This is a genomic window from Geobacillus sp. Sah69 (assembly GCF_001414205.1).
GTDB lineage: Bacteria > Bacillota > Bacilli > Bacillales > Anoxybacillaceae > Geobacillus > Geobacillus stearothermophilus.
Genome location: NZ_LLKS01000005.1, coordinates 1 through 16,595, shown reverse-complemented (window position 1 = coordinate 16,595; position 16,595 = coordinate 1). Strand labels below are relative to the sequence as shown.

15 protein-coding genes and 2 pseudogenes are annotated in these 16,595 nt (G+C 46.5%); 14 read left to right on the top strand and 3 right to left on the bottom strand.

Annotated elements, in window-relative coordinates:
* Positions 1 to 9: 9 nt before the first annotated feature.
* The 10 genes from gatA to AP057_RS15835 all read left to right on the top strand — a co-directional run bounded on the left by gatA (position 10) and on the right by AP057_RS15835 (position 10,996).
* Positions 10 to 1,467, top strand: coding sequence for an Asp-tRNA(Asn)/Glu-tRNA(Gln) amidotransferase subunit GatA (gene gatA / locus AP057_RS00385; protein ID WP_055357791.1), 1,458 nt, complete (start codon positions 10 to 12; stop codon positions 1,465 to 1,467).
* A 13-nt stretch (positions 1,468 to 1,480) separates the two neighbouring features.
* Positions 1,481 to 2,911: an Asp-tRNA(Asn)/Glu-tRNA(Gln) amidotransferase subunit GatB gene (gatB, locus tag AP057_RS00380; protein ID WP_055357790.1), complete on the top strand. Its 1,431-nt coding sequence runs from the start codon at positions 1,481 to 1,483 to the stop codon at positions 2,909 to 2,911.
* Positions 2,912 to 3,087: 176 nt separating this feature from the next.
* Positions 3,088 to 4,392, top strand: coding sequence for a homocysteine synthase (locus tag AP057_RS00375; protein WP_055357789.1), 1,305 nt, complete (start codon positions 3,088 to 3,090; stop codon positions 4,390 to 4,392).
* Between the two features lie 650 nt (positions 4,393 to 5,042).
* Positions 5,043 to 5,432 carry a hypothetical protein gene (locus AP057_RS00370; protein ID WP_055357788.1) on the top strand — a complete coding sequence of 130 codons (390 nt, stop codon included), beginning with the start codon at positions 5,043 to 5,045 and terminating at the stop codon, positions 5,430 to 5,432.
* A 121-nt stretch (positions 5,433 to 5,553) separates the two neighbouring features.
* Positions 5,554 to 6,435: an NADH dehydrogenase gene (locus AP057_RS00365; protein WP_033016662.1), complete on the top strand. Its 882-nt coding sequence runs from the start codon at positions 5,554 to 5,556 to the stop codon at positions 6,433 to 6,435.
* Positions 6,419 to 7,159 (top strand): hypothetical protein, encoded by a 741-nt coding sequence (locus AP057_RS00360; RefSeq protein ID WP_013144155.1) that lies wholly within the window; start codon positions 6,419 to 6,421, stop codon positions 7,157 to 7,159. The genes AP057_RS00365 and AP057_RS00360 overlap by 17 nt, the downstream gene beginning before the upstream one ends.
* Positions 7,156 to 7,857 carry a hypothetical protein gene (locus tag AP057_RS00355; RefSeq protein ID WP_055357787.1) on the top strand — a complete coding sequence of 234 codons (702 nt, stop codon included), beginning with the start codon at positions 7,156 to 7,158 and terminating at the stop codon, positions 7,855 to 7,857. Before AP057_RS00360 ends, AP057_RS00355 begins: the two co-directional genes overlap by 4 nt.
* 12 nt (positions 7,858 to 7,869) lie before the next feature.
* Positions 7,870 to 8,523 (top strand): heme ABC exporter ATP-binding protein CcmA, encoded by a 654-nt coding sequence (ccmA, locus tag AP057_RS00350; protein ID WP_033016660.1) that lies wholly within the window; start codon positions 7,870 to 7,872, stop codon positions 8,521 to 8,523.
* Between the two features lie 676 nt (positions 8,524 to 9,199).
* On the top strand, positions 9,200 to 10,648 hold the full coding sequence (locus tag AP057_RS00345) for an IS66-like element ISBst12 family transposase (RefSeq protein WP_055357786.1): 1,449 nt from the start codon (positions 9,200 to 9,202) through the stop codon (positions 10,646 to 10,648).
* Between the two features lie 81 nt (positions 10,649 to 10,729).
* Positions 10,730 to 10,996: a DUF4411 family protein gene (locus tag AP057_RS15835; RefSeq protein WP_255350122.1), complete on the top strand. Its 267-nt coding sequence runs from the start codon at positions 10,730 to 10,732 to the stop codon at positions 10,994 to 10,996.
* A 150-nt stretch (positions 10,997 to 11,146) separates the two neighbouring features.
* Here the strand turns inward: AP057_RS15835 and AP057_RS18100 are convergent.
* Positions 11,147 to 11,323, bottom strand: a pseudogene (locus AP057_RS18100) (IS630 family transposase); the annotation flags it as partial.
* Positions 11,324 to 11,445: 122 nt separating this feature from the next.
* Between AP057_RS18100 and AP057_RS00340 the strand changes: the two are divergent.
* The 3 genes from AP057_RS00340 (at position 11,446) to AP057_RS00330 (ending at position 13,511) form a co-directional block, all read left to right on the top strand.
* Positions 11,446 to 11,970 (top strand): hypothetical protein, encoded by a 525-nt coding sequence (locus AP057_RS00340; protein WP_015863624.1) that lies wholly within the window; start codon positions 11,446 to 11,448, stop codon positions 11,968 to 11,970.
* A 317-nt stretch (positions 11,971 to 12,287) separates the two neighbouring features.
* The gene (locus AP057_RS00335; RefSeq protein ID WP_055357785.1) at positions 12,288 to 13,139 is read left to right on the top strand and encodes an Rpn family recombination-promoting nuclease/putative transposase; all 852 of its coding nucleotides are present in this window, start codon (positions 12,288 to 12,290) and stop codon (positions 13,137 to 13,139) included.
* Between the two features lie 84 nt (positions 13,140 to 13,223).
* The gene (locus AP057_RS00330) at positions 13,224 to 13,511 is read left to right on the top strand and encodes a hypothetical protein (protein WP_235468412.1); all 288 of its coding nucleotides are present in this window, start codon (positions 13,224 to 13,226) and stop codon (positions 13,509 to 13,511) included.
* 52 nt (positions 13,512 to 13,563) lie between these two features.
* Here the strand turns inward: AP057_RS00330 and AP057_RS00325 are convergent, their stop codons facing one another.
* Entirely contained in the window at positions 13,564 to 14,751 is a 1,188-nt protein-coding gene (locus AP057_RS00325; protein WP_049625563.1) for an IS701 family transposase, read from the bottom strand.
* A 707-nt stretch (positions 14,752 to 15,458) separates the two neighbouring features.
* Here AP057_RS00325 and AP057_RS00315 point away from each other — a divergent pair.
* On the top strand, positions 15,459 to 15,977 hold the full coding sequence (locus tag AP057_RS00315) for a hypothetical protein (protein WP_055357784.1): 519 nt from the start codon (positions 15,459 to 15,461) through the stop codon (positions 15,975 to 15,977).
* 284 nt (positions 15,978 to 16,261) lie between these two features.
* Here AP057_RS00315 and AP057_RS00310 read toward each other — a convergent pair.
* Positions 16,262 to 16,595, bottom strand: a pseudogene (locus AP057_RS00310) (integrase core domain-containing protein); the annotation flags it as partial.

Below are 16,595 nucleotides of genomic sequence, written 5' to 3'. Positions count from 1 at the left end.
GGGGGATTTATGTCGCTTTTTGACCATTCCGTATCAGAATTACATACGTTGCTGCAGAAAAAAGAAGTGTCGATTTCCGATTTAGTCGACGAATCGTACCGACGCATCGGCGAAGTGGAAGAAAAAGTGCAAGCGTTTTTAACATTAAATGAAGAACAGGCGCGGGCGAAAGCGAAAGAGTTGGATGACCAGCTCGCCAAAGGCGAAGAAACGAACCCGCTGTTCGGCTTGCCGATCGGCATTAAAGACAACATCGTCACAAAAGGATTGCGCACGACATGCGCCAGCAAAATTTTATACAACTTTGACCCGATTTACGACGCGACCGTTATGGAGCGGCTGAACGCTGCGGGCGCCATTACGATCGGGAAGCTGAATATGGACGAGTTCGCCATGGGTTCGTCGACGGAAAACTCTGGCTTTCAGCTGACACGCAACCCGTGGGACTTAGAGCGCGTTCCGGGCGGCTCGAGCGGCGGTTCGGCGGCGGCGGTGGCGGCAGGGGAAGTGCCGTTTGCTTTAGGTTCGGATACGGGCGGTTCGATCCGCCAGCCGGCGGCGTTTTGCGGGGTTGTTGGTTTGAAGCCGACATACGGCCGCGTCTCGCGCTTCGGGCTTGTCGCGTTTGCGTCGTCGCTGGACCAAATCGGTCCGATTACGCGCACGGTCGAAGACAACGCCTACTTATTGCAGGCGATTGCAGGCGTCGATCCGATGGATTCGACATCGGCAAACGTGCCGGTGCCGAACTATGTGGAGGCGTTGACCGGGGACATCAAAGGATTGAAAATCGCCGTGCCGAACGAATATTTAGGGGAAGGCGTCGACGAAGGCGTGCGCCAGTCGGTGCTGGCGGCGCTTGCCGTGCTTGAGAAGCTCGGTGCAACGTGGGAAGAAGTGTCGCTTCCGCATTCGAAATATGCCTTGGCGACGTACTACTTGCTCGCTTCGTCGGAAGCCTCGGCGAACCTCGCCCGCTTTGACGGCGTCCGCTACGGCTACCGGACGGACAACGCGAAAAACTTGATCGATATGTATAAACTCACACGGAGCGAAGGATTCGGGGCGGAGGTCAAGCGCCGCATTATGCTCGGGACGTTCGCGTTAAGCTCGGGCTATTACGATGCGTATTACAAAAAAGCGCAAAAAGTGCGGACGTTGATCAAGCGCGACTTCGAAAACGTATTTGAACGATATGACGTCATCATCGGCCCGACAACGCCGACTCCGGCGTTTAAAATCGGTGAGAAAACGAGTGATCCGCTGACGATGTACGCAAACGACATTTTAACGATTCCGGTCAACCTGGCGGGCGTGCCGGCCATTTCCGTGCCGTGCGGCTTTGTCGACGGCTTGCCGGTCGGCTTGCAAATCATCGGCAAGCACTTTGATGAAAGCACGGTCTATCGCGTCGCCCACACCTTTGAACAGGCGACTGACTACCATAAGCAAAAACCGGTGTTGTAAGGGGGGGTAGGTGATGAACTTTGAAACGGTCATCGGACTTGAGGTGCACGTCGAGCTGAAAACGAAATCGAAAATTTTCTCCAGCAGCCCGAACGCGTTCGGAGCGCCCCCAAACACGCAAACGAACGTCATTGACTTAGGGTATCCGGGCGTGCTGCCGGTGTTGAACCGGCAGGCGGTCGAGTTTGCGATGAAAGCAGCGATGGCGTTAAACTGCGAAATCGCGACCGAGACGAAATTCGACCGCAAAAACTATTTTTATCCGGACAACCCGAAAGCGTACCAAATTTCGCAATACGACCAGCCGCTTGGCAAAAACGGCTGGATCGAAATCGAAGTGAACGGGAAAAAGAAAAAAATCGGCATCACCCGCATTCACTTGGAAGAGGACGCGGGCAAATTGACGCATACAGGCGACGGCTATTCGCTCGTGGATTTTAACCGCCAAGGGACGCCGCTCATTGAGATCGTCTCGGAGCCAGACATCCGCTCGCCGGAAGAGGCGTACGCCTACTTGGAAAAATTAAAAGCGATCATCCAATACACGGGCGTCTCCGACTGCAAAATGGAAGAAGGATCGCTCCGCTGCGACGCCAACATTTCGCTCCGGCCGATCGGATCGGACCAATTCGGTACGAAAACGGAGTTGAAAAACTTAAACTCGTTCAACTTCGTCCGCATGGGGCTCGAGTACGAAGCGAAGCGGCAGGAGAAAATTTTGCTCTCGGGCGGCGTCATCCGTCAAGAAACGCGGCGCTTTGACGAAGCGACAAAAACGACCATCCTCATGCGCGTCAAAGAAGGCTCGGAAGACTACCGCTACTTCCCGGAGCCGGACTTGGTCATGCTTTATATTGACGACGAATGGAAAGAGCGCGTCCGCGCCTCGATTCCGGAGCTGCCGGACGCCCGACGGAAGCGGTATGTCGAAGAATGGGGCCTGCCGGAATACGACGCCAAAGTGCTGACATTGACCAAAGAAATGGCCGACTTCTTCGAAGCAACGGTCGCCAACGGCGCTGATCCAAAACTGGCGTCGAACTGGCTCATGGTCGAAGTGTCCGGGTACTTAAACGCCGAACAAAAAGAGCTGCATGACATCGCCTTGACGCCGGAAAGCCTAGCAAGCATGATCAAACTCATCCAAAACGGCACGATTTCGTCGAAAATCGCGAAAAAAGTGTTCAAAGAGCTTGTTGAAAAAGGCGGCGACCCGGAGAAAATCGTCAAAGAAAAAGGGCTCGTGCAAATTTCCGACGAAGGAGCGTTGCGCAAAATTGTGCTCGAAGTGCTTGACGCCAACCCGCAGTCGGTGGAAGACTATAAAAACGGCAAAGACCGCGCGCTCGGTTTCCTTGTCGGCCAAGTGATGAAAGCAACAAAAGGGCAAGCGAATCCGCCGCTTGTCAATAAGCTGTTAATAGAGGAAATTGGAAAACGGTGATGAAACAAATAGGAGGCCTGCCCACCGGCAGGCTCTGTTTTCAATAAAAATTTTTTCACTATTAAAAAAATATAATTGACAAACGTTGTGATCCAGTGATAGATTCTTTATAAGAAAAACCAATTGATTTAGTAGGATATGAGATCTCGAGGGATCAAAGAGGGGGAGAGGAAACGATGAGCAATGAACAAACCTTCCGCCCGGAGACGCTCGCCATCCACGCCGGGCAAAAACCGGATGCGGAAACGGGCGCGCGGGCGGTGCCGATTTACCAAACAAGCTCATATGTGTTCCGCGACAGCGAGCACGCGGCCAATTTGTTTGGCTTGAAAGAGGAAGGGTTTATTTATACGCGCATTATGAACCCGACGAACGATGTGCTTGAAAAACGGATCGCGGCGCTTGAAGGCGGGATCGGGGCGCTTGCGCTCTCATCAGGGCAGGCGGCGGTGTTTTATTCGATCATCAACATCGCCTCGGCGGGCGATGAAATCGTGTCGTCGTCGTCCATTTACGGCGGCACGTACAACTTGTTCGCTCATACGCTGCGCAAGTTTGGCATTACGGTGAAGTTTGTCGATCCGTCCGATCCGGAAAACTTTGAGAAGGCCATCACCGACAAAACGAAAGCGTTGTTTGCGGAAACGATCGGCAACCCGAAAAACGATGTGCTTGACATTGAAGAGGTCGCCGACATCGCCCATCGCCACGCCATTCCGCTCATTGTCGACAACACGGTGGCCAGTCCATACTTATTGCGGCCGATTGAATTCGGCGCCGACATCGTCGTCCACTCAGCGACAAAGTTTATCGGTGGGCACGGCAATTCGATCGGCGGCGTGATTGTCGACAGCGGCAAGTTTGACTGGAAAGGGAGCGGCAAGTTTCCGGAGTTCACCGAGCCAGACCCAAGCTATCACGGGTTGGTGTATGTGGATGCCGTCGGCGAAGCGGCGTACATCACGAAAGCGCGCATCCAGCTGTTGCGCGACTTAGGAGCGGCGCTGTCGCCGTTTAACGCGTTTTTGCTTTTGCAAGGATTAGAGACGCTTCATTTACGGATGCAGCGCCATAGCGAAAATGCGCTCGCTGTTGCTAAGTTTTTGGAAGAGGAAGAAGCCGTCGAATCGGTCAATTATCCGGGGCTTCCAAGCCATCCGTCACATGAACTCGCGAAAAAGTATTTGCCAAACGGGCAAGGTGCGATCGTCACGTTTGAAATCAAAGGCGGCGTCGAAGCCGGGAAAAAACTGATCGACTCGGTGAAGCTGTTCTCCCATTTGGCCAACATCGGCGATTCGAAATCGCTCATCATCCACCCGGCCAGCACAACGCACGAGCAGCTGAGCCCGGACGAACAATTGTCCGCCGGCGTCACCCCGGGCCTTGTGCGCCTGTCCGTCGGCACGGAGTCGATCGACGACATTTTGGACGACTTGCGTCAAGCCATCCGCCAAAGCCAGACGGTGGGGGTGAAGTAGAAGCAACGAAGCGAGAACCATTTAGAAAATAGAAAGAGCGCCCTAATCGACAAACTAGGGCGCTCTTTTTTGATTTGCAGAGCAAAGCTATCTCAGAACACGCCTTCTCTGCACTTGCAAGGGAAAATCAGTACATCAGATTTTCCGGACACGGAGACTCCAGACTATCCTCGCTTGTCAAGTACGTTCCACCTGAATCCGTGATAGAAGTGTACCCGAAATGCCGGGAAACTCTCAATTATGCAGAGGCCTCTACTCTATTTCGAATGTTCACCTATTAGGTGAAGAACCGAGATGTAATATTTGGTTGATTGATCAAATTTTCTTGTGGGGGCGTGAACCCGTCTTGATCACCGATTCAAGGTTACAGTGATGCACCCATTTTGTTTTAATTTTTCGTATTTACTTCTTTTTTTTTTTTTTTTGTTATAATATCCCATGGGACCGGTCCTGTATTTTAAGGTTCATCACCAAAAGATGTACTTGACTTTTAAAGACAAACATGATAGCAATGTTGCTCAAAGAGACGTGTGGTATAAAAAGGAAAAATGCTGTTTTGATTTTCTCTATCATAATCGTCTTTCTTTGTCAAGTACACTTTGTGGTGAAGAGCCTATTCTAAAATATATTAAGGGAGAGGGGATCGAATCATGAAGAAAAAACGTAAAATGGTTGCTGCTTTGCTTGCTTCTACCACATTCATTGTGGTAGGGGGAGTCAGCGCCGCATCTTATGTGACGTATGCGGGGGTTCTCCCTCGTTTTCAAGCCGATACAGAATTAGCAAGCGCCAATAAAGCGACAAACAGTAAAAGCAAAGTGGAAAATTCGGTTGTTGGGAGCGATTATAAAGCGAATATGTGGATTCAGCAAGGCTCCACGAAAGTGTCGCCAACCGCGCTGAATGTAACCGATAATGACACGCGTTATTTCACTGTCGACCAAAGCGCTGTTGGCAAAAAAGTTTCATTAATGGCGGAAAATGCATCCTTCACTTACGTTACAGTTGATATCGCAGGCAAATTTTACCCCGACAATTGATCGATTTTATAGATATGTTCAGTCAACTTGGACAAGAGAGAGGTTTTCTTCGTCAGGGACGGTCTTCTTCAATTTCAATGAAGAAGACCGTCCTTAAACAGAAGAATTAGGAGATGATTGTATGTATATGGAATTGCTTAAACTTCTGAAAAATAAGAACCTTTATATCAGCGCAGCTTGCCTGTTGTTGCTCGTCATTGGCGCTGTCGTGTTGGGGGTGAAAGATTACCGTGAAAATGTGGAGCTGTTTGAACGAATTTACCACCACAATCCTAATGTTTCCGCCTTGGCATCGCCTCACCTTGAATGGGTTGGTCTAGGAGGCTTCCGATTTAACGTACTCTCTTCTTTATATTACTTCCTTTTTCCACTATTGTTGTCCATTCCATTGGTAGATTCGATTGATCGTGAGCGAAAGAGCGGAAATATTCATTATCAATTGACACGGATGGGAAGGGGAGTCTATTTTCGAAGGAAATTTGTGTTTTCCTATATCAGCGCTTTCTTCTTATTCCTTCTTCCTCTTGTGCTGGGAGTTGTGCTGGTGAATCTTTTGACGAACCATTGGGATTATTCGAGCTTTTCCCAGGCTTATCGGCAATTGGTCCATGGCACGTTGCCGTTGCCGGACAATTCATTTGAAGGGGAAAAGAAAAGCCTTTTTTCTCCTTTATTGGAGATCTCCCCTTATTGGTATGTTCTCGCGTATTATGTCATTGGCGGGTTGTTTGCCGGTGGCTACGTTTGTCTCGGTTTAGCCTTTTCTTTATTCTTGAAAAATCGGTATTTGATCACGTTGATGCCACAAATCATTTATATGGTTTGTTGGGCAGCGCTGACCATTACCAACCAATTGGCCTGGGATCCGTTTAATTTTTTAATCCCTTCACAACCAGTGGAAGGATTGTCCTATTGGAAAATCGTCATCGTGTTTATCCTCCAATTGTTGATCGCGGTAGGGGTATTTTCATATGGAGTGAAGAAGAGTGAAGATGTTCTCTAGACAGATTGTTTTTTTTGTTTGGCAAGATTTGCTGTTGCATCGCACCGTTATCCGAATGATTTTGGGCGTCATGGCTCTGTTGATGGTGGTGAGCATCTTGCCGCTAGGAATGGTGGTAGTGGGGAAATGGCACAGCCTTAAAGATTTTATCTTGCTCTATCGGTATGAGTTTTTTCATCTGCCTGTTTTTTTATTTCTTTTAGGTTCAACACTTCAAACGAACGCGTGGGTGATTTTAAGACGATACCGCACCCGGGGACAAATCGGGCTGCATAAAGCGTTGTTGGTCGTCGTTTTGGCTGGGGGCGTGTCCCTTTGGGTTGCTGTAGCAGGAGGATTATGTACAATGTTTGTGAAATTCCTCATCTACCCCCATATGCCAAACGCCCATGCGGCTTTTTTGTACGTGCCGCATAGTGAGGATAAAAGTTCGTTTCTCTATTTTCTTGTTATGTATTTTTTCGTCACCGCTATATACGGATTGCTGTTTATAGCATTCATCGACTTTGGATGGAGTCGCTTTTTTGCCTTCGCTGCCGTCATCATACTGGCTGTATTGGATATGTTCACGGTGCATATGCTCCCTTATTTGTTTTACATAAGTGAACAGGCGGCTCCTGTTTGGACCATCCTCGTTCTCATTGTGGTGCTGCTGCTGTTAGTCTATCTCATTTGCCTTTCGTCAAGCCGAAAAAACTATTATGTTCAGGATGATCTGTTATGAAACCGATGGATTTGGAGTTTACCTTGATCAAAATGGATATCAAAAGAATTGTCATCACCTGCCTCCTGTTCCCGCTGTTGGGCACTTTGATGTGCAGCTGGTCAGAGGCGTTTTCCTCCCAACACCTATCGGAGTTGTTCGCCCGCTTATTCGGAGCGGTGACGACCTCGAATTGGATGTATTGGCTGATGATTTGCTTCGGCTATGTGGTGTTGCTCCAAATCGTTTGGAAAAAGCGGGATCAATATTTTGAACATAAACTGTTCATTTTGTTGAGGGATACGACGTCGTATACAATGGCTAGATTGTTGGCAGGAGTTCTGTTTACAGTGGGATATGTCTTGTCGTCGTTTTTGATCACTGGCGGCTTCGGCCTCTTTGTGTCGCATATGGCGTTTTCGTTTGACCGTTCGCTCGTGCTCATGTTTGTTAGCATCGCCGTGAATTTGTATTGGCACGCCAGCGTGTGGATGTTGTTGAACGTGTATGCAACCTATCACTTGGCGAATGTTGTCATTCTCGCTTTGTTTTTTGTGGGTGTGAAGATGCCAACGCCTTTTATTCCTTTGTACTACAGCATGGCGGATCTCGTGCGGAGCAGCTCGATGTTCTGGTCGGCGTTGATGGTGGAGCTCTTGTCGATCGTTGTGTTCGGGTATTGGACGATAAAGAGAGTGAAGCATGCGGATTATATCTAGGAGGTTTTCGATATGAAGGCGATCGTCTTATCCAATGTTTCCAAAACAATCAAATCAAGGGAAGTTTTGCGCAATATCAACTTAGAGTTGGAGAGAGGCAAGATTTATGGGTTCGTCGGGCCGAACGGATCGGGAAAAACGATGTTATTCCGAGTCATCAGCGGACTTGTGAAGCCGTCCAGCGGCACGGTGGCGGTATTTGGCCAGACGTTGCACCAAGATGTATCCTTTCCGAGCGATATTTCTGTTTTGTTGGAAAAACCAGGTTTCCTTGAACAATACTCAGGATTCGATAATTTGCATTTTTTAGCCATGATTCAAAACAAAATCGGCGAGCGCGAGGTAAAAGAGGCAATCGAGCGAGTGGGGTTGGATCCGCATGATAAAAGGCCGGTGAAAGCGTACTCTCTTGGAATGAGACAAAGACTGGCCATTGCACAGTGCATCATGGAGAAGCCGCAGCTGATGCTGCTCGACGAACCAATGAATGCGTTGGATGAAAAATCGGTGGACCAAGTGTACCAAATTATTCGGGAGGAAAACAAAAGAGGCTGCACCATTTTGTTGACGTCTCACAACAAGGTGGACATTCAGTCATTATGCCATGAAGTATATTCGATGAATGAAGGGGTGATTACGGGTATGACCCATATTACGGCAGAATGACTGTCATGTGTGTAATGTCGAAATTCGCGAGGGGGTGGCCATCTTGAACAACCAACTGTGCGAAGGTGCCGCTTCCGTGTTCATGGGACAATCAAAAGATGGGATTATGGAGTGAACCAAAATAGCTCCCTGCATCCTCCTTAGGTGCAGGGAGCTTCAGTGCAGCTATTCTTTCTTCCTGAAGCCAAATTCGAATTCCCTCATCCCTCTGCTTTCGAACGCGCTGTCATGAAAAGACAAAGATGCTATCTGTTTAGTCGACACCGCCTCTTGTGCACTCCCACTATCATGGGAAGGATTCATTATAGGCAAGTGGGGGGTTCCCGTGTTTTCACATGCACCAAAATAGCCCGATTTGCTGATTTCTTCCTTCAACAGAGAGCATGACATGCTTTGAGAGAGTTCGGTACGATCTTCTCCAAAAGGTACATACCGAAACATTAGAAAAATCTTATGATTTTAATCTATTTTGAATGTGAAAATGTCTCTATATAAGTTGAATTAAAGATTTACAACTGAACACACAAACGATCGATCGTTTGTTCTGGTTTCTGGTTGATTCGCTGAATAAAGGCTTGGACATTCGTATATATTCAGCCACATCCTAAAGTGAGCTGAATATTTTCTTCTTTCCTTGTCTATGATGTGAATATTGATAGACAAGGAGGTGAATCGCATGTTGACGGTACAACAAGCTGTATTTACAGTTGAGGGCTTAATCGGCAAAGTTCAACAACAAAAACAGCTCATTCATCAACTCATTCAAGAAAATGAACATTTGCGTCACGAAAACAAACARCTACGCAAAGAAAATGAACAACTGAAGTACCGTGTTCAAGAGCTGGAAGCACGCACGAAAAAAAACAGCTCCAATAGCCATTTGCCCCCATCTTCTGACCGTTTTGAGAAAAAGCGTTCCTCCCGCGAGCCGTCTGGCAAAAAGCCTGGTGGGCAAGAGGGACATGAGGGGAAGACGCTCCGTCAAGTGGAACATCCACATCATCGTGTCGTCCACCGTGTGCATACGTGTCAAGGATGTGGAGCTTCTTTGCGTGAAGTCAAACCGTTCAAAGTCGATATCCGTCAAGTGTTTGATGTCCCTCCTGTGGCGATCGAGGTGACACAACATGAACGTGAAGTGAAATCGTGTCCACATTGTCGATGCGTGCAACAAGCCGAATTCCCATCCCATGTCACGAATCATGTGCAATACGGTCCACGGCTCACGGCGCTCGTTGTTTATTTACATCATATCCAATTGATCCCGTACAAGCGTTTAAGTGATACAATCGAAGCGTTATATCAACACTCGATTAGTACAGGAACYCTTGCCAATATGGTGAAACGAGGACGCGAAGCGCTGGAATCAAATATGGACATCATCGAAGACGCCTTACTTGAATCCAACATCCTGCATGTCGATGAAACGAGTTTGCGCATCAATGGGAAACTCGCATGGGTGCATGTCGCGTGTACATCGAGATATACATACTTGGCTCCTCACGCTTCTCGTGGAAAAAAAGCGACCGATGATATCGGGATTCTTCCCCGATATGAAGGGACGATGATGCACGATGCGTTCGGTACRTATCCGAAATACACACATGCCACCCATGCCCTTTGTCATGCCCACCATTTGCGTGAGTTAAAAGGATTCATCGAACAGGGGCATACGTGGGCGATGCGCATGACCACGTTTCTGTTAGCCGCCAARCARGCMGTCGAAGCCCATCACGGTGCACTTTCCGAAGAAGAAGCGAGACGGTGGGAACGAGTGTATGATCGCATCCTAGAAAGAGCACAACACCGATTAGAAACGATGACGCCTCTTCCGAAAAAAGCACTCGCTTTTGTTCGACGCCTTCAAAAACGAAAGGAAGAAGCGCTGCGTTTCTTACGTGAAGTACATGTTCCCTTTGATAACAACCAAGCCGAACGCGATCTTCGCATGGTCAAAGTCAAAGAGAACATTTCGGGTACGTTTCGCGAAGAAACATTCGCGCAGTCGTTTTGCATCGCAAGAAGCATCGTTTCCACACTGACGAAACACGAAAAAAACGTGTGGGATTCGTTATGTCTTCTGTTGGCAGGCGAAACGATCGATCGAGTTCTTTCCGCTACCTAGGGCATTTTCTATGACCGAAATGCCCTATTTGTGCTGGGCTTTTTTATACACTAGCACTGGGGTGAATAGTTACCCGATAAGATTGAAGTTCTTAGAACATATCAGGAAATTATTACTTGGGCTGTTCAGCAGGGGCAATATTTTGAGGCGGCAAAAAGAGAGTTTGCTAGTGCAGCAGATAGTTGGTTAATAGCGTTTGCAAAGACATACAATTTTATTGTAGTAACACATGAACAATTTCATCCTAATTCCAAAAGCAGAATTTTTATTCCTAATGTTTGCCATGCATTCAATGTGCCCTATGTCGATACATTTGACATGTTGCGCCGGTTAAGTATAAAGTTTTGAGCCTATGTCTGTCATTCTCTGGAGTACTAGTCTTTTAACATTTGCGGTGAAGGCCTATTGAATTGAAAGAAGAATTGGGTAAAAGAAAACATGAGTGATTGATGTAAATTAGCACATTATTTTAGAATCCTTTTTCAAATTACAAATAAACACACCTTGGCGACATAGATGGAGCATGGCAGCGACGTCTTTTCCCAGATATCCTTCCATGACCAAGCGAACAGCCATGACGCGTTGGCGCAGGGCAACATTTTTGATTTTCCACTCTTGTTTTCGGAGAGTGCGTAATGTCCATCCGTGGTCTTTGGTGATTTCTATCCTTTTAATCCTTTTTCTATAAATTTACTAATAGCAGTATAACTGGGGGGGAACAACTTATACGGACGTTAATGTTTCAATGTGCATGTATATAGATAAGGGAGGGAATTTTTCTGCAGTGGATAATAGGTTTGGGGGTTAATTGGAATGCAATCGGGGCAATAGCTTCTGCAATAGCAAGTTTTGCTGCTTTAGTTGCTATAATTATTACTATTAAAACTAACAGGGATAATAATGATGAGAAACAGTTTGCTGTGCAACCATGGTTTCATGTTACTTGCATAGAAAGGATGGGGGCATCTGCATCACTTCGTCTTATTTTATTAAACGATGCATCATCGACAATTAAGATTGATAAGGTAAATATGATTTTAAATGAGGACAATAAAGTAATTAGTCTTGATTATAGGTATCTCAAAAAAGATAGCCAGTATGTATCAACGGGAAAATGTTTCGAAGTGATAATAAAAAATGATGAAATTTTATTTGGAAAGACCGCATATTTAGAAATTTATTATACTAACCTCTATAATAAAAAAATGAAAGCAGTTTCTCCGCGCTTTGAATTTGTTGAAAAATTGAATGAAAATTCATTGTATATTGAACCTAGAGGATTTTTATACATTCCATTTACAAACGAAATAATCAAAAAATAAGACCTATAATGTTCGCCACTTGTCAGAGAGATTATGGGTGCTACACCGTTAAATTGTCTCACAATGAAGGGCGAGTAAAACCAAATGTTCTGTTGTTTTCACACTCCAAAAAATTCACTTGATTTGCAGAAAAGGAGAGTCATAGACCGACTCTCTTTGTTTTATTATTTAGAAAATTCAATTTCAGGCTTTTGCTTTTCTCCTCTCTTTCCGCTTTAATAAAATCGTACCGCTTTTTCCCCTGAAAACTCCCCCGACAGGACGATCCTAATGACATATCTCGAATTGAACATGAACATGGTTTGTGAGGTGATCCGATGGCTGTTGACCATGACCGCTTGTTCAAAGAGTTGATCCAAGCATTTTTTGAAGAGTTTATCCTTCTCTTTTTCCCCGAAATGTACGAGTATATTGATTTTCAGCATTTGTCCTTTTTATCCGAAGAACTGTTCACCGATGTAACGGCAGGGGAGAAGTATCGCGTCGATTTGTTAGTCGAAACGAAATTAAAAGGGGAAGACGGGCTGATCATCGTCCATATTGAAAATCAAAGCTACGTGCAGCCGTCGTTTCCGGAACGGATGTTCATTTACTTCAGCCGCTTGTTTGAGAAATACCGCACGAATGTCGTTCCGATTGCCGTTTTCAGCTACGATGCCATCCGCGACGAACCCTCTTCGTTTACGCTTCAACTTCCTTTTGGCAACATCCTTCACTTCCGCTTTTTCACCATCGAACTACGCAAACAAAATTGGCGCAACTACATTCGCATTGACAACCCGATCGCCGCTGCGCTGTTAAGCAAAATGGGTTATACTGAAAGTGAACGAATCGAATTGAAAAAACAGTTTTTACGCATGTTAGTTCGTTTAGAGCTGGATGAAGCAAAGCAGAGGCTGTTAATGGGTTTTTTTGAAACATATGTGAAATTGTCGGATGAAGAAGAACAACGATTGCGAAACGAGGTGAATCAAATGGAAACGAAAGAAAAAGAGCAAGTGTTGGAATTGTTGATTTCGTATGAACAAAAGGGAAAACGTGAAGGAGCTAAGCAAAAAGAGCGAGAAATGATGCGAAAAATGATTGCAAAAGGAATGAGCATTGCCGATATTGCACATATATTTGACCTAACGGAAGAAGAAGTTCATAAAAGGGTAAAAGATGAGTAGGAAGGGACAGTGCTTGTCATCTGCTAGCTCCTGAAATAGCGTTTTTACATTTAGCGATAAACTCACAATAAGGATGTGATTCCAATGATGACAAATAAAGATTATCAAGAAATCGTAGAAAAAAAGTACGGTAAGCCGTTGAAAGAGATTATGTATGAACTTTGCGTGATTAGAGATGTTGTTCCTTGGGAAGGGGCAAGCGAGTTAGGCGTGCCTAAAAGTACATTTTTATCATGGAGAAATAAATTTCGTTTTGGTCCGATTCAAAGAAGAGCTGATTTTGCAAGACAAATGCGTGATAACACGATTAACAAATATAAACAGGAATTAGAGGATATTGATTTCGAACGTGATTTTATTTACTGTAGATGAGTATTTTTCATTACAGTAATTTCCATTCCCTAAGAGACAAACAGGGGACCCCTTAGGCGACATGGAGCTGTTTTTTGATCACATCAATGGGAATATCTTGCTTTGCGGCGTCATAGATGAACTCGACGACGCTGTGCCCTTTCCGAGACCGAAGAAGCTCCAGGCCGGAAGAGATGTCTTGTTGAGATTCCGCGATGCTGTATACGCAGGCTAACAGCACCACGACCCAATACCGTTTCACCGCCCGAACGTGGCGAACACGGTACCCATCGAGCTTCAGCTGGTCTTTTGCCTGCCGGAAAAAGCATTCGATCGTCCAGCGCTGGGCATAGTAACGCAAGATGTCTTCGTCACTCAGCTCCCGGTCGGTGCTCAATATGACATGGAGATGATCCGGCGTCATCGGTTGATCCGCCTTCCAAGCCAGCAGCACCACCGCGTCATCAAGACCGTTGAGCGCGCCTTCGTAGCGGTAGACACGATAGCGCTCGTTCCCCACCGTGACGAGGCGGGTGTCATTTGGCTCGATATAGCGGGCAAACTCCTTCGCTTGGATGGCGATACCTTTCGGGTAGAGAATCCGGTTCGTCTTGAGCATGGCGATGACATGGAATCCTTGTTTCAGACAGGCTTCGATGAGCGCTTGGGACGGATACCATGAATCCACGAGCACATACACCGGCTGAGCCCGCTTCCCCTTGAGCGAGGAAAGCATCTCGATCGCCAGGTCGATTTTGCTTCTTCCCGATGTCTTGTCATACAGACGAAAGGCGAACGGAAACGCTTGCGTGAAGGTGTGCACCATCAGCCAAACAAGCGAATGCCCCCAGACCAATTGATGATCGCTGTGAGAGAAATGCCAGTCACACCCTTGAATGGCGTGCGTTGCCCGTGACGAAGGCTTCGTTTTTTGGCAAATGGTATCATCAATCGAAAGGAACAGGGGTTGATTCGTCCGTTTGGCCAGGCGTTCGATCTGGCGAAGAACCCACTCCTGAAGCTTCTCAAGCAGTTTTTCCTCGTTCCAAGGGCTTTTCGTGAAAAAGTGGCTGAGCGTGGTTCGATGATTCGGATGAAAACTCCAGTACCGGACATCCGTCAATGTCCCCGAAAATCCCTTGGTCGTCAAGGCGTCGACAAGATGAACGAGATGCTTGATGACCGGCTTCGAGAAATAAAGCGCCAATCCCAGCGTCATGAAAAACTTGTGGATTCCTTGATGATGTGCTAATCTATTCATGAGACATGAACCTCCTTGTGGGTAGTTGGTAGCACATCTATTCTAACCAAGGAATCGGGTTCATGTCTCCTTTTTTGTTTAGTTTGTAAATTTATGTTAGCAAATTTGCTCATCTACAGTTATTTATAAGGATGAAAAGACGATTAGAGGATTTAAAGAAATAATGGAGCGCCTTTTGGAACTGGAGAGATACAAGAGAACATTATTAGATGATGCGGATACTTCTTCCGATATATTAATAACAATGAAAATAGCAACCATTGAGCAGACATTAAATTATTTGATGGAATACGAACAAGGGAAGTTGCATGAAGAATTTAACCGGGAGCGAGAACGTATACATTATGGGAGGAAATAAAGAGATTTCAAACGATATTTTGCATGTGGAGTGAAATGTATAACGATTGACCACGACCGCTTGTTTAAATAAAAAGATGGCACAGCGTTTTTTAATGGTTTTATTCTTCGCTTTTTCCCGAATATGTATTGGCCTGGTACTTGTTGTTACCCGCTAAAGGAGAAAGCTACCCTAAGATGATGGGGTAGTTTTTTGTTGTGATCGCCCGATTTTTCAGTCGGCATATTAGTTGATTACGTATAGGAAAATTTGTAAATAATTTGACAATATTCGACAGCATTTTTCTGCAGCGATTGGTACAATCGAATTGACTGAGATTTTTGTTGTAGGAACGAAGGAGGGGATCACCATGGCAACGATTTGCAAAGCCGATTACTATTACGGGGCGTTGCTTTCTGCGCTGGTTAATGGGGGGCTGGCGCCTGCACTGTTTGAAAAAGAAAACGATAACCGGCAAATATACGAAGTCACGACGAATAAAGCGAGTTATATCATTTATACGAAGTACAATACCACTCCATCAGGTTCCAAGGATTTCACTTGGTCTTTTTCGTTTAGCGACAATGAGATCGAAGAAATTACTAAGATTCATCAGGAAAACAACAAGGAAAAAGAATTTATCTTTGCCTTTATTTGCAGCCAGAAGCAATTAAGCGACTACAATCAAGTCATTGCCATCGTCTACTGGGACGAATTTCTCGAATGCGTGGATATCGAAAAAGAACAAGTTCGCGGAACGGCGCGGCTGGCCGTGAAAGCAGTCAAAGGCTCCCCATGGCTGCGCATTTACGGCAGCAAGCGCGCTGACAGGCTCGATGGGAAAGATAACACTATCAAAATTGAACGAAATCGCCTAGGTAATCTGTAAAGTGGTATGGGGGATGTGAGGTAGCGTCAAAAGTTCTATGAAAACTCCACACAGATCATCCCATTGAGCATCGTGGGGCATGCGGAGGGCCGGATTCGCCCTTGACCAACACCCGCCAAAGGTGCGGAAGAGTCGTCAAGGGCGACGGGGACAAAAAAGAAGGCAATAAGAAAGCCGCCCTTGCCATGACCGAATTTTACCTTTGGCGGTGTTCGGTTGGTCAAGGGTTCGCTTCGCCGAATCCGGCAGGAGTTCTGTTCAACGGGCTCCGGAGGACAAAAAAGTCAGGCCGCCTCTTGTTGGAGAAACGCTTGTGCCATGGCGATSAGCTTCGTCCACCGGGCCGGCATATGCGGAAGATCCGCCAGTTCCGGGATGACGACCGGGACCCGGCCTTCGAGTGCGCTATGCGGGCGCAGGAAGTTGAAATACGCCACAAACAGCGTCACAAAGGACACCGAGCCTTCTTCCGCACCAAACCCATGGGTCGGGCGGTAGTTGCCTTTAAAGGTCCGGTTGAATCGCTCGATGATCTGTTTGAGAGGGCGAAACTCTTCCGAGACCGGATCTTCGTTGGTTAGGCCGATCACCTGGCGGACGTCAAACGAAATCCCGTGC